The sequence below is a fragment of the Micromonospora sp. A200 genome (assembly GCF_029893845.1).
GTDB lineage: Bacteria > Actinomycetota > Actinomycetes > Mycobacteriales > Micromonosporaceae > Micromonospora > Micromonospora purpureochromogenes.
In genome coordinates, this window is sequence record NZ_JARXXY010000006.1 from 202,275 (window position 1) to 215,486 (window position 13,212).

Below are 13,212 nucleotides of genomic sequence, written 5' to 3' on the forward strand. Positions count from 1 at the left end.
CGAAGGGCCGGTCAATCCTGAGAAAGTCGCCTCAGCCGGCGACGCGACGCCGGGTGGCGATCAGCTGTCGCAGCCGCTCGGTGCGCTCCCGCTGCGGCTTGTCCCGCTGTCGTACCGCGCGGGCCCCCGCCAACTCGGCGAGAATCTGCAGGCGGCGACGGCTGCGCTCGGGGTCGAGCCGCGGGGTGGTCCAGGCCATACCGGAAAGGGTCCCCAGTCACAGCGAGTACGTCAAGATGGCGTTCGAAACGAAGCCGGGCGATGACGCAGCGTCACCACATCGGCCAGTCCGCGCTGGTCGCCCAGCGCACGACCACGATCGCGAACGCGATGCTCCAACCACCCGCAGTGACGATCGCCACCCCGGTCGCCACGCCCCGGTCGCCGTACCGGACGAGGCCGAGGGCGGCCAGCCAGGCCACCACGCCGGCGATCACGGTCCACCACGCGTACCCGGGGACGCCGCGGCCGAGGAGGCCGAAGAGCACCAGCCAGGCGGCGGCGAGCGCCGCGCCGGCGGCCACCCCGCTGCCGGTCACCGGGTGCGGCTCGCGCCACGTCGGCCGGCGCGGCGGCCCCGACGGAAACAGACCCGAGGGGGTACGCGCCATGAACTGCCCGGCAGCCGGCCCGGCCGGGTACGTGGGCTGACCATTCATCGCCGTCACCGCTCCCGTCCACGCACCCCCCGGCGCTCCGGGGGACCCTCCCACCGTAGCCGTCTGCCAGGATGTCCGGATGTCGTCGCGATCGACCGGCCGCCGCGCGCGTCCGGCGTACCCGGTCCTGCTGTTGCTGGCACCGGCGTTGCTCGCCGGCTGCGCACCCGGCGACCGGCCGGCCGCCGCGCCGAGCACGGTCTGGGACGCTCCGTCCGCGACGGCCACCGCGGACCAACCGGCGCCGCCGGCGGCCGCGCCCTCCGCGAGCCCGGCCGCGCCGTCGGCGTCGCCGAGCCGCGCGCCGCTGCGCCGGGTCTTCCCGGTACGCGCCGGCAAGGTCGCCTACCACCCGACGCACTCGGCGTATCCGGGCACGGACATCTTCGCCGACTGTGGTGAGCCGGTGGTGGCGGTGACCGACGGGACGATCCTGGAGGTGAGCCGGGTGGACCGGTTCGACCGACGGGGGCCGTTGGGGCCGCACAACGGGGGGCTCTCGGTGTCGTTGCTCGGTGACGACGGGGTGCGGTACTACGGCTCGCACCTGAGCGCGATCAGCGCCGGTGTGGACGCCGGCGTGCGGGTCCGCGCGGGGCAGCAGCTCGGCAAGGTGGGCCGGACGGGCAACGCCAACAACGTCTGCCACCTGCATTTCGGCCTGTCGCCGAAGTGCACCGGCCACGACGACTGGTGGATCCGCCGGGGCGTGGTGTGGCCGGCGAAGTACCTGGATTCGTGGCGCCGCGACGGCAACCGGTCGCCGGTCGCCGCGGTGACGTCCTGGGAGCGCCAACACGGCTGCCCGAAGGCCCCGCGCACGACCACGGACGCCGGCTGACCGGAGGCACGGGAGCCCGCGCAACAGCGCCGTCACCCGACTGACACATTGACGAAAGTCGTGGCAATGGTTAACGTCCGCGTGAGAGAGCGCTCTCTCAGGCAACAAACCTCCCGATTCCGACGAACCGCGACCCCGGGCCCCCGATCCGGCGCCGCGCTGGAGGAACGATGAACCCTCCCGTCCCACCCCGCCGCACCCCCTGGGTGCTCGCCACCACCACCGCCCTGGCCGTCGTCGTCGCCGGTCTCGCCCTCACCGCCACCGCCACCGCCGAGGCCGCCACCGTCGGCGCCGGCAGCTACACCACCGACCGGGTCGGCCCCCTGCCCACCGGCTGCGGGGACCTGTCCACCAACCCCCGGCAGTTCGTCACCGCCAACGCACCCGCCGGCCCGATCCCCACCAACGACTGGTGGTCGTCGTTGCTCTGGAAGCGGACCAACTGCGCGTACAGCGAGCCGCTGCACGCGCACCCCGCCTCCTACCAGCCCTTCGGCGACGGCCTGGGCTTCTCCGCCACCTCCACCCCCACCGTCACCGGCACGGCGACCGGAGTGGGCGAGTACAAGTACGCGTACGCCGAGGACATCCGGGTCGGCGTGACCGGGCTCGGCGCGCCGGTCGTCAAGGTCGACGACTGGACGGACTGGACGGTCAGCCCGTACTGGAGCGACGGCACTCGTACCCTGCGGGCCACCATCGGCCACGGCCTGCCGTTCGCCTACTTCCGGACCAGCGGCGGCGACGCGCTGATCAACCCCACCGGCGGCAGCCCGACGGTGTGGTCCCAGAACGGCGCCACCATCGGGTTCACCGTCCGGGGCCACGACTACGTCGCCTACGCCCCGACCGGCGCCACCTGGACCGTCGCCGGCGGACGGATCACCTCCACCCTGGCCGGCAAGGGCTACTTCTCCGTCGCCCTGCTGCCCACCACGCCGAGCACCGACGCCGCCGCCCGCGCCGACCTCGCCACCACCTACGGCCGGTACGCCCACGCACACGTCACCGGCACCCGGGTCTCCTACTCCTACGACCAGGCCAGCAGCCGGGTCACCACCACGTACGCCTTCACCACCACCCCCCGGGAGGGCACCGCCACCCAGACCGTGGTGAGCCTCTACCCGCACCAGTGGAAGGCGCTGGCCGGCGCCACCCCGATCGGCCAGAGCTATCCCTCGGCCCGGGGCCGGATGAAGGTGCTCACCGGCGTCAGCCAGTTCCGCACCGCGATGACCTACCAGGGGGTGCTGCCGGAGCTGCCCGGCGTCGCCACCGGCGCCGGCGCCGACCTGGCCCAGCTCCGGGACCAGCTCGCCGCGGTGCGGGGCAACCCGATGGACCAGCGCGGCACCGACACGTACTGGACCGGCAAGGGCCTCGGGCGGGCCGCCCGGATCGCCGAGATCGCCGACCTGGTCGGTGACACGGAGACCCGTACCGCCGCGCTGAACGCCATCCGGTCCACGCTGAACGACTGGTTCACCGCCACCCCCGGCAAGACGGACCGGGTCTTCTACTACGACCGGAACTGGGGCACCCTGATCGGCTACCCCGCGTCGTACGGCTCCGACCAGGAGCTCAACGACCACCACTTCCACTACGGGTACTTCATCGCGGCCGCCGCGACGCTGGCCAAGTTCGACCCGACCTGGGCCACCACAGACCGGTACGGCGGCATGGTCGACCTGCTCATCCGGGACGCCAACAACTACAGCCGTGAGGACACCCGCTTCCCGTACCTGCGGGACTTCGACATCTACGCCGGGCACGACTGGGCCTCCGGGCACGGCTCGTTCGCCGCCGGCAACAACCAGGAGTCGTCGTCGGAGGGGATGAACTTCGCCAACGCCCTCATCCAGTGGGGACAGGCCACCGGCAACACGGCCGTCCGGGACGCCGGCATGTTCATGTACACCAACCAGGCGGCGGCGATCCAGCAGTACTGGCTCGACGTCGACGACGAGAACTTCCCGGCCGCGTTCGGGCACTCGACGGTCGGCATGGTCTGGGGCGACGGTGGTGCGTACTCCACCTGGTTCAGCGCCGACCCGGAGATGATCCAGGGCATCAACATGCTGCCGGTCACCGGTGGCCACCTCTACCTGGGCCACCGGCCGGCCTACCCCCGGGCCAACTACGCCGAACTGGTCCGCAACAACGGCGGCGAACCCACGGTCTGGCAGGACATCCTCTGGCAGTTCCTGGCTCTCGGCGACCCCGACGCGGCACTGACGAAGCTGCGCGCCAACCCCGGCTACACCCCGGAGGAGGGCGAGAGCCGCGCCCACACGTTCCACTGGATCCGCAACCTGGCGGCACTGGGCCAGGTGGACACCGGCGTCACCGCGAACCACCCGCTGGCGACCGTCTTCACCCGCAACGGCGCCCGCACCTACGTGGCCAGCAACATCACCGCCGCACCGCTGACGGTGACCTGGTCCGACGGCACCCGGCTGACGGTCGCGGCCGGACGGACGGCGACCACCGGGGCGTACACCTGGAGCGGCGGCAACGCGGGCGGCGGCGCGAGCCCGAGCCCGACGCCGACCAGCCCGACGCCGACCCCCACCACCCCGAGCCCGACGCCGACCACACCCCCGCCCAGCGGCTCGCCGACGCGGTACCTGCTCCCCGGCGGTGGCCTGGGGGCGGCCGGCGGCGCGACGACCACCACGGTGGCCGGCGCCGGCGGCACCAACCACGACGGCACGCCGACCAACCCGGTGGTCTTCACCGCGACCGGGCTGACCATGGCGTACTCGGGTGGGCAGACCCGGTTCGATCTGTTCCTCGACGCCGGCTCGGCCGTCGGCAACGGGGTGCAGGCGCGGGTCTCCTACGACCTGACCGGTGACGGGACCGTCGACCGGGTGGAGACGTACCGCTACTTCGCCACCGACCCGGTCCCCGGTTACGAGCACTACACCCAGAACGCCGGACTGCTCTCCGCCACCGGCACCCTCGGCAACCTGTCGAACGGCACGGTGAAGGTGGAGGTCTGGTCCGCCATCGGCACGAACCCGACCACCCTCGGCCTCGGCGACCGCTCGGTCGTCACGCTGCCGTACGCCTGATCCGGCCTACCACCACCAGCCCGCGCCGCCGGTCGTACCCCCGACCGGCGGCGCGGGCGCGTAGTTTGCAGGTCATGACCGCCCGGGATCCCATCGCCGACCTGCGCCGGATCGCGTTCCTGCTGGAACGGGCCAACGAGGCCACCTACCGGGTCCGGGCGTTCCGGTCGGCGGCGAAGGCCCTGGCCGAGCTGCCGGCGAAGGAGGTCGCCGAGCGCGCCCGCACCGGCAAGCTCACCGAGCTGACCGGCGTCGGCGACGTCACGGCCCGCTGCGTCGCCGAGTCGCTGGCCGGCGAGGAGCCGGTCTACCTGCGCCGGCTGGTCGCCACCGAGGGCACCGACCTGGACGCCGCGGCCACCGCGCTGCGGACTGCGCTGCGCGGCGACTGCCACACCCACTCCGACTGGTCCGACGGTGGGTCGCCGATCGAGGAGATGGCGCTCGCGGCGGTCGAGCTGGGCCACGAGTACGTGGTGCTGACCGACCACTCGCCCCGGCTCAAGGTGGCCCGGGGCCTCACCGCGGACCGCCTGCGCAAACAGCTCGACCACGTCGCGGCGGTGAACGAGGCCCTGCCCAAGGGGTTCCGCATCCTCACCGGCATCGAGGTGGACATCCTCGCCGACGGCTCGCTGGACCAGACCGACGAGCTGCTGGCCCGGCTGGACGTGGTGGTCGGCTCGGTGCACAGCGGGCTGAGCGACGAGCGGGCGAAGATGACCCGCCGGATGCTGGCCGCGATCGACAACCCGCACCTGGACATCCTCGGCCACTGCACCGGGCGGATGGTGTCGTCCCGCCCGGCCGGGGTGAAGGGTCCGGGTGACCGCGCGCACCGGCCGCGTACCCGGGGCGAGAGCGACTTCGACGCGGACGCGGTCTTCGCCGCGTGCGCCGAGCGCGGCGTGGCTGTCGAGATCAACTCCCGGCCGGAGCGGCAGGACCCGCCGAAGCGGCTGATCCGCCGGGCCCTGGAGGCCGGCTGCCGGTTCGCCATCAACACCGACGCGCACGCCCCGGGGCAGCTGGACTGGCAGCGGTTCGGCTGCGAGCGGGCGGCGCTCTGCGGCGTCCCCGCCGACCGGGTGGTCAACACCTGGCCGGCCGACCGTCTGCTCAAGTGGGCCCGCACCCGCCGCTGACCCCCCGACCGGGGGCCACGATGTCGCCGAAACGGCGGTGTCCGCGAGCCGGGAGACCGCCGTTTCGCCGCAACGGAGTGGATCAGTGTCGGACCGGCACGCCGTCAGGTCCGGGCCGGCGGGGTCAGCGGGCGGCGGGCTCCGCGGCCGGCACGGCGGGGATGCCGGTAACCGCCTCGGCGCGCGGGCGGCGCCGGCCGACCAGGCCCTGCGTCACCGCGACGCCGAGCAGCACGACCAGCGCGCCGACGGGCTGGTGCCAGTTCATCCGCTCGTCGAGCACCACCGCGCCGATCAGCACCGCGAAGATCGGGATCAGGTAGGTCACCGTGGAGGCGGTGCTCGCGCCGGCCACCCGGATGTTGCGCAGGTTGATCACGAAGGCCAGCCCGGTGCCGAGCGCGCCGAGCGTGACCACGCTGCCCACCACCGGCGCCGACAGCTCGGTCGGCACGGGCGGCGCCCCGACCACCAGCGGACCGACCACCGCGAGCTGCGCCGTCGCCACCAGCAGCTGCGCCGCGGAGAGCGACAACCCGGAGTACGCGCTGCCGGCGATGAACTTCTTCTGGTACGGAATGGCCACGCCGTAGCAGGCCGCCGCACCGAAGCACATCAACTGGCCGGTGAAGTGCGAGCCACCCACGCCCTCCCAGACGCCGAGCACCACCAGCACGCCGAGGAAGCCCAGCCCGAGCCCGACCGCCCGGCGCGCGGTCAGCCGCTCGGTACGGAAGGCCAGCACCGCCAGCGGCAGCACGATGAGCGGCGTGGTGGCGTTCCAGATGCCGGCGAGCATCGACTCGACACGCTGCTCGCCGTAGCCGAAGAGGGTGAACGGGAGCGCCACCCCGAACGCGGCGACCACGACCAGGTGCGCCCAGACCCGGGGCTCCCGCGGCAGCCGGTCGCGGAGCACGGCGAGCACCACCAGCAGGGTGAGCGCGCCGGTGGCCACCCGGTAGAGGGTGAGATGCAGCGGGTGCAGCTCCTCGATGCCGACCTTGATGAAGAGGAAGCTCGCACCCCAGATCGCGGCGAGCGCCAGGAAGCCGGGCAGCCAGCTGCGCAGCGGCGCCCGGTCAGGGGTCACATGGGTGGTCACCCCTGACACTCTGCCGCAGGGGTACGACGATGTCCCGCGAAAATCGGACGCCGTGTCGACCGCCACAGCGAGCCCGCGACCGCGCGGCCGTCGACGGGTCGAGCCGCTGCGGGAGCCACCCAGGAACCCCGGCGGCGCACCGTCGTTGATCAGCCGGGAGGGGTGAGGCGTTGATGCTGCTGACGCGCGGGTCGGATCCGGTGCTCGACCTCGCCGGCGGGTGGACGGTGCAGCGCGCGGAACGCCACCTGCGGGTCGGTGAGCTGGCCGGCGCCCGGCACGAGTGCGTCGACGGTCGGCTGGTGGTCACCCCGTTCCCGCCCGCCACCGAGAGCATCGCGATGGCGAGCCTGGCCAGCGCCCTGGTGCCGGCGGCCGAGGCGACCGGCCGGCACGTGCTCGGCCGGGTCAACCTGACCTTCTCGCCGACCTGCTGGATCCAGCCGGACGTCACGGTGCTGCACACCCTCCCCGCCACCGACGAGGAGGAACGGTGGGTGCCGGCGCAGCTGTGCGTCCTGGCCGTGGAGTTCGTCCGGCCCGGCGGTCCCGCGCCGGACGGGGCGGACAAGCGGCGCCGCTGCGCCGAGGGCGGCGTGCCGTACTTCATGCGGGTGGAGATCGGCGGCCGGATGCGCCGGGTGGCAATGGAGCTGTTCGGCCTCGACGGCGACGGGCACTACGTGCCCACCGCGCGGGCGGTCGGCGGGCAGCGGCTGCGCGCCCGGTCGCCGTTTTCGATCGACGTCGACCCGGCGCGACTGCTGCCCGAACACGCCAAACACGCTCGACATCAGGGCCGGTCGGTCACGTAGGGTCGCAGCGTGGGACGAATCGATGACCTCGCGAACCGCTACGTGGCCGACTGGGCCCCGTTGAGCCCGACCGGCGCCACCTACGTCGGTATCGCCGGCTACGACGACCAGCTCGACGACCTTTCCCCGGCCGGCTACGAGGCCCGGGCCGAGCTGACCCGGCGCACCCTCGCCGACCTCGACGTGACCGAGCCGGACACGGAGATCGAGCGGACGGCCAAGGAGGCCATGCAGGAACGCCTCGGCCTGGACCTCGCCCGGTACGACGCGGGTGAGGTGACCAGCGAGGTCAACGTGATCGCCAGCGGGCTGCACGAGATCCGCATGGTGTTCGACCTGATGCCGACCGAGGGCGAGGCCGCCCAGGCCAACGTCGCGGCCCGGCTCAACCGGTTCGCCACGACGCTGGAGGGCTACAAGACCACCCTGCGCGAGGCGGCCGCCGCCGGCCGGATCAGCTCGAAGGTGCAGCTGGTCGAGGTGGCCAAGCAGTGCGACGTCTGGACCGACCCGAACGGCGACAACTTCTTCCACGGCCTGGTGGAGCGGCTCGGCGTGGACGGCACCCTCGGCGCCGACCTGCGCCGGGGCGCCGCGTCCGCCACCGCCGCCACCGCCGAGTTCGGCCAGTTCCTCCGCACCGAGCTGGCCCCGCAGGGGCGGGACAAGCAGGCCGCCGGCCGGGAGCGGTACGAGCTGGCCTCCCAGTACTTCCTCGGCGCGAAGGTCGACCTCGACGAGACGTACGCCTGGGGTTTCGCGGAGCTGGCCCGGCTGGAGGCCGAGATGCGGGCGCTGGCCGGGCGGATCGTCGGCCCGGGCGCGACCATCGACGAGGCGGTGGCGGCGCTCGACGCCGACCCGGCCCGGACCATCCAGGGCAAGGAGGCGTTCCGGGACTGGATGCAGGCGCTGGCCGACAAGGCCATCAGCGACCTGCACGGCACCCACTTCGACATCCCGGAGCAGGTCCGCCGGATCGAGTGCTGCCTGGCGCCGACCAGTGACGGGGCGATCTACTACACCGGGCCGAGCGAGGACTTCTCCCGCCCGGGTCGGATGTGGTGGGCGGTGCCGCAGGGCATCACCGACTTCTCCACCTGGCGCGAGGTGACCACCGTCTACCACGAGGGCGTGCCGGGGCACCACCTCCAGGTGGCGCAGACGGCGGTCCGGGCCGAGCTGCTCAACCGCTGGCAGCGGCTGCTCTGCTGGGTCTCCGGGCACGGCGAGGGCTGGGCGCTCTACTCCGAGCGGCTGATGGACGACCTGGGCTACCTGGAGGATCCGGGCGACAAGCTCGGCATGCTCGACGGGCAGGCCATGCGGGCAGCCCGCGTGATCGTCGACATCGGCATGCACCTGGAGCTGGAGATCCCGAAGGACAACCCGTTCGACTTCCACCCGGGCGAGCGCTGGACGCCGGAGCTGGGCTGGGAGTTCATGCGGGCGCACTGCCGGGTGCCGGACGAGAACCTGCGCTTCGAGCTCAACCGCTACCTGGGTTGGCCGGGGCAGGCGCCGTCGTACAAGGTGGGCGAGCGGATCTGGCTCCAGGCCCGCGAGGAGGCGAAGGCCCGCAAGGGCGCCGACTTCGACCTCAAGGAGTTCCACCGGCAGGCGCTCGACCTCGGCTCGCTGGGGCTCGACCCGCTGCGCAAGGCGCTGGCCCGCCTCTAGGACCTGGGTGCGGGGTCGGGGGCGGGCGGGACGGCCCGCCCCCGGCCACCAGGGGTGGTGGGACGCAGGTCAGGGGAGACTGAGCTTCAGCGCCGGCCGGGCGGTCAGCGTGTTCGAGTCGACGAACGCCAGGTCGATCACCGGGTCGGTGAAGGTGACCGAGATCGGCAGGGTGACCGGGATGCCGTCCGGGAACGGCAGGTCCGGCGTCAGCGTGATCTTGATGCCGAGCAGCCGGCCGACGAACCGGGTGGCGTAGAACGCCACGTCGCCCTGCACGGTGAGCCGGTCGGTGACGTATTGCTGGTTGCGCCCCGCCGGGCCGTCCGCCACCAGCTTGAAGTCGTCGGTGACCGCCTTGCTCATGCTGAACTTCAGCGCCTTGAGCGTGCCGTTCGCGGTCGGCAGGTCGACGATCCCCTCGAACCGCAGCGAGCTCATGGTGACCGACGAACCGGTCAACTTGGACGGCTGCTGGGCCACCTTCGGCTGCCCCGGCTCGGGGGCGATCCGCGGCAGCAGCTTGCCGGGCTCGACCTGGCCGGGCCGGCTCGGCCGACTCGGCCGGCTCGGCGCGCAGCCGGTGCGGCTCGACGTCCGACCGGTGGCGGTCGGCCTGGCGGTCGGCGCGACCGCCTTCGCGCTCGGTGTCGGACTGGCCGAGGGGCTGGCGCTCGGCTCCTCGCGCCCGCCCCCGGTGAAGAGGTCGCCGATCCCGCGCAGGATGTCGCCGAGCACCCCGCCGCCGCGGGTGGGGGTCGGCGACGGGCTCGCGCTGGCCGACGGCGTGGCGGTCGGCGCGCTCCGGCCGGGGGTGGCGGAGGGGGTGGCGGCCGGCACGGACGGGCAGGTGGTGGTCGCGGCCGGAGCGGGGACCGCCGGGGCGGCCTGCACCGGCGACGGGCGGGTGGCGACCAGCCCGGCGGCGGAGAGGCCGAGCACCACCAGCGCCACGGCGAAGTAGCGCGGGTCGCGGGGCCCGGCGGGCGGGGCGTCGTAGCCGGCGGGAGCCGGGGCGGGACGCTCCTGCTCGTACGCCGGCGCGTCGCCGCGCTGGTGGGGCAGGGTCGGGAGCAACTCGTCCGCCAGCGTGGGGTCGTCGGAACCGGCGGTGTCCTCGGCACCCGGGGCGTCCACCGCGGTGGCGGGGGCGTCGGTCGACCTGAGCGGCGTCCAGGCGAAGCCGAGGGCGCTGCCGACCATGCCGAGCAACAGGCCGAGGAAGAAGCCGCCGAGGTTGAGACCCATCAGCGAGTAGATCGTGGTGACCGCGGCGACGATCGAGTAGAAGAGCCGCTGCCCCGGGCTGAACCAGAGCAGCAGCCCGCAGGTGAGCAGGATGACGGGGATCAGCAGCGAGTAGAGCCCGGTGGCTCCGGACTGGAAGCTCAGGCCGTTGAGCGTCATCCGGGTGGAGGCGAACATCTCCACCCCGGCCAACGCGGTGAGCAGGCCGCCCCAGAACGGCCGGGTCCGCCGCCAGCGGCGGAACCCCCGCCAGGCCCGGCCGAGGCCACCGGCGCGGACGTGTTGCGGATCGGCGGTTGTCACGTACTCCTCCTCCTGGCGGAGCGGGGGAACGAGGGACAGGGAGGTGGCCCGCGGCGCGTGCCCGCCGCGGGCCACGCTTCAGCTCAGAAGCATTCCTTGCCCTTGGCGGCGTCCCCGACGTTGACCTTCAGCCGGAGGCCGGTCAGGTTGAAGGTGGCCGCCGTGGTGTAGCGGGACACCTGCTCCAGGCCGGTGATGGTGACGTGCTGGGCATCCTGGCCGAACGAGCCGGCCTGCGCCGACGCGTTCAGGTCTCTGGCGTCGCGGCCGATCCTGATGTTGGTGAACGTCGCGTTGCCGTCCAGGCTGTCCATCGCGATCAGCATGTCCTTGGCGGTCGCCGGCTTGTCGTCACCGGCGTTGATGGTGAGGACCACCGGCAGGCCGGGCAGGTCGGCCCGGACCGACTGGCAGAGCTTGTACAGCTCGGCGCTGCTGATCTCGGAGAGGGCGACGGGGTGGACCTTGCCGTTCTTCTCCTTGACGATGCCGCCGTACTGCTTGAAGCCGTCACCCTCCAGGCGCTCAGCACCGATCTTGAAGGTCTGGCCGGAGACGGTGATGTCGGACGCGATCGCGCCGGACTGCATGCCGAACAGGATGGCGCCGACGGCTGCGGTCGCGGGCACCATCATCGCGGCGAAACGCCGCCACCGGGTACGTCCCGGGTTCTCGATCCGATCCTGCACGGGTTCCTCCTGGATGAGGGGCGGTGCTCTTCGGGGTGGTGTGCCGGTCGGTGGACGGGGGCCGTCCCGGGCCGGGCCGTATCACCTGTTACCGGCGAGTAACGAACGTGCGAATGATGGTGCACCCGCTGAGGCGTGGGTCACAAGACCTCACCTACGGTCCCGTAACTTGTGGACCACGCGGTGATCGACTCTTGTCACCCACGGTGGAACGAGACCCAGGACTCACGATCGGATCAACCATCCAAAAGGGGCATTCGGCGCCACGCCGGTGACTCAGCGCAGTCAAACCATCGACAGGTTACGATTAAGTAACAAGTGCTGAGCGTGACGACACGAACGCGAAGAGGGCGGGTCGACGAATCGACCCGCCCTCTTCGAAGGTGCTACCGCGTCAGTGCTTCTCCCGCTCGTCCGACGCCGGCCGCTGGGCCGGCACCGTCGGCTCGTCGTCCGCGCGCCAGTTCGTCGACGCGGGCGGGATCTCGTCGGTCAGCGGTCCGCCCTCGGCGGGCTGCCGATTCTGCACCGACTCGTCCTGCCGCGTCGGCGCATCGACCGGCGCCGGGGCGTCGTCCGCCCGGTGACGCGCGGCGGCGGACGCCCGGCGGCCGGCGATGACCAGCCAGAGGCCCACCAGCAGCAGCAGCGCGCCGAGGACCGCCAGGGCGATCGGGAGCGTACGGCTGATGAGCTGGAGCTTGTCCCGCGTCTCCCCGGCCGACTTGGTGCTGTTGGCGATGGTCGCGTCGTCGTAGGTGAAGTCCGCGTCCAGCAGGGTGACCGTGCTGCCCTGGTCCGGCACGAAGGTCTTCTTCTGCTGCTCGCGCACCTTCACGAAGTTGCCGCTGGTCGGCTCGACCCAGATGGTCCGGGTGTTGGCGTAGGTGACCTTGCCGGTGGTGGCGCCCGGCGCCAGCGCGTTGGCCAGCGCGGAGAGCGAGCCGGCCGCCGTGTTCAGCTCGGTCTCCGGGATCGTCTGCACGTACCGGTACGCGTCGGTGCCGTTGACCTTCTCGGTGCCGTCGAACTTGATCGGCAGCCCCTTGCGCAGGTCCCGGTCGAAGTACAGGTAGTCCTTCTTGTCCGCCTTGAAGGGGAACTTGTAGGTCTGCCCCTCGAAGGTCACCGAGTCGTTGTCGCTGGCCTTGCCGTCGGTGTCGAGGAACTGCTTGTCCCACTTCCGCGCCGCCGCCGTCTCGCGGTCGAGCGCCAACTCGGCCGAGTACAGGCTGACGTCCGAATTGTCGTCGGTGCGGACCACCCGGCCGTACGCCTGCCAGACGACCGCCTCGCCGGCCAGGTCGCCGGTCATCTCCTTCTCCGTCGTCGACGCCTGCGGAACCACCTCGGTGGTTGCCTTCAGGGTGCCGGTCTGGATCGTCGGCTTGCCACCGACGACCTGCATGAACGTGGCGTTCTCCGCGACCGCGACGCTGGCCTTGAGGCAGCCGTCCGGCTCGTTCTTGGCGTCGCAGAACGTCAAGTCGTACGGCAGCTTCGTCACCGAAGGAGCCACGTAGTAAGCCGTTCCCGCGGCAACCGCGAGAAACAAGACGCCAATGCCGAACAGCACGGCACCCAGGCGAGCCTTCACTGATCCTCCCCAACAAAGACGGTCAGCCGGTGTCCGGCGAGCGTTCGGTC

11 protein-coding genes are annotated in these 13,212 nt (G+C 72.4%); 5 read left to right on the top strand and 6 right to left on the bottom strand.

Going from position 1 to position 13,212, the window contains the following annotated elements:
• Nucleotides 1-31 precede the first annotated feature (31 nt).
• Both M2302_RS08760 and M2302_RS08765 read right to left on the bottom strand, forming a co-directional pair.
• Nucleotides 32-199 (bottom strand): hypothetical protein, encoded by a 168-nt coding sequence (locus M2302_RS08760; protein WP_170285394.1) that lies wholly within the window; start codon nucleotides 197-199, stop codon nucleotides 32-34.
• A 73-nt stretch (nucleotides 200-272) separates the two neighbouring features.
• The gene (locus M2302_RS08765; protein ID WP_280837404.1) at nucleotides 273-659 is read right to left on the bottom strand and encodes a hypothetical protein; all 387 of its coding nucleotides are present in this window, start codon (nucleotides 657-659) and stop codon (nucleotides 273-275) included.
• A gap of 79 nt (nucleotides 660-738) precedes the next feature.
• Between M2302_RS08765 and M2302_RS08770 the strand changes: the two genes are divergently transcribed.
• From M2302_RS08770 to M2302_RS08780, 3 genes are all read left to right on the top strand, one after another.
• Nucleotides 739-1,500 carry a M23 family metallopeptidase gene (locus M2302_RS08770; protein ID WP_280837405.1) on the top strand — a complete coding sequence of 254 codons (762 nt, stop codon included), beginning with the start codon at nucleotides 739-741 and terminating at the stop codon, nucleotides 1,498-1,500.
• A 170-nt stretch (nucleotides 1,501-1,670) separates the two neighbouring features.
• On the top strand, nucleotides 1,671-4,580 hold the full coding sequence (locus M2302_RS08775) for a glycosyl hydrolase (RefSeq protein WP_280837406.1): 2,910 nt from the start codon (nucleotides 1,671-1,673) through the stop codon (nucleotides 4,578-4,580).
• Nucleotides 4,581-4,654: 74 nt separating this feature from the next.
• Nucleotides 4,655-5,725 (top strand): PHP domain-containing protein, encoded by a 1,071-nt coding sequence (locus M2302_RS08780; RefSeq protein WP_280837407.1) that lies wholly within the window; start codon nucleotides 4,655-4,657, stop codon nucleotides 5,723-5,725.
• Nucleotides 5,726-5,849: 124 nt separating this feature from the next.
• Here the strand turns inward: M2302_RS08780 and M2302_RS08785 are convergent, their stop codons facing one another.
• A complete protein-coding gene (locus M2302_RS08785) occupies nucleotides 5,850-6,830 on the bottom strand; it encodes a DMT family transporter (RefSeq protein WP_280837408.1) in 981 nt (326 codons plus the stop codon).
• 173 nt (nucleotides 6,831-7,003) lie between these two features.
• On the opposite strand from M2302_RS08785, the gene M2302_RS08790 reads away from it, so the two are divergent.
• Nucleotides 7,004-7,645, top strand: coding sequence for a Uma2 family endonuclease (locus M2302_RS08790; RefSeq protein WP_280837409.1), 642 nt, complete (start codon nucleotides 7,004-7,006; stop codon nucleotides 7,643-7,645).
• A gap of 9 nt (nucleotides 7,646-7,654) precedes the next feature.
• Nucleotides 7,655-9,325: a DUF885 domain-containing protein gene (locus M2302_RS08795; RefSeq protein WP_280837410.1), complete on the top strand. Its 1,671-nt coding sequence runs from the start codon at nucleotides 7,655-7,657 to the stop codon at nucleotides 9,323-9,325.
• A 69-nt stretch (nucleotides 9,326-9,394) separates the two neighbouring features.
• Here M2302_RS08795 and M2302_RS08800 read toward each other — a convergent pair whose 3' ends face one another.
• The 3 genes from M2302_RS08800 to M2302_RS08810 form a co-directional block, all read right to left on the bottom strand.
• Nucleotides 9,395-10,876, bottom strand: coding sequence for a DUF6114 domain-containing protein (locus tag M2302_RS08800; protein ID WP_280837411.1), 1,482 nt, complete (start codon nucleotides 10,874-10,876; stop codon nucleotides 9,395-9,397).
• 83 nt (nucleotides 10,877-10,959) lie between these two features.
• The gene (locus tag M2302_RS08805; protein ID WP_210777431.1) at nucleotides 10,960-11,565 is read right to left on the bottom strand and encodes a DUF6230 family protein; all 606 of its coding nucleotides are present in this window, start codon (nucleotides 11,563-11,565) and stop codon (nucleotides 10,960-10,962) included.
• 394 nt (nucleotides 11,566-11,959) lie between these two features.
• A complete protein-coding gene (locus M2302_RS08810) occupies nucleotides 11,960-13,162 on the bottom strand; it encodes a DUF3068 domain-containing protein (RefSeq protein WP_280837412.1) in 1,203 nt (400 codons plus the stop codon).
• Between the last annotated feature and the right edge of the window lie 50 nt (nucleotides 13,163-13,212).

Excerpts from the sequence above, each read along its gene's own strand:
- M2302_RS08760 (WP_170285394.1), bottom strand. The coding sequence starts at position 199 with ATGGCCTGGACCACCCCGCGGCTCGACCCCGAGCGCAGCCGTCGCCGC.
- M2302_RS08765 (WP_280837404.1), bottom strand. The coding sequence starts at position 659 with ATGAATGGTCAGCCCACGTACCCGGCCGGGCCGGCTGCCGGGCAGTTC.
- M2302_RS08770 (WP_280837405.1), top strand. The coding sequence starts at position 739 with ATGTCGTCGCGATCGACCGGCCGCCGCGCGCGTCCGGCGTACCCGGTC.
- M2302_RS08775 (WP_280837406.1), top strand. The coding sequence starts at position 1,671 with ATGAACCCTCCCGTCCCACCCCGCCGCACCCCCTGGGTGCTCGCCACC.
- M2302_RS08780 (WP_280837407.1), top strand. The coding sequence starts at position 4,655 with ATGACCGCCCGGGATCCCATCGCCGACCTGCGCCGGATCGCGTTCCTG.
- M2302_RS08790 (WP_280837409.1), top strand. The coding sequence starts at position 7,004 with ATGCTGCTGACGCGCGGGTCGGATCCGGTGCTCGACCTCGCCGGCGGG.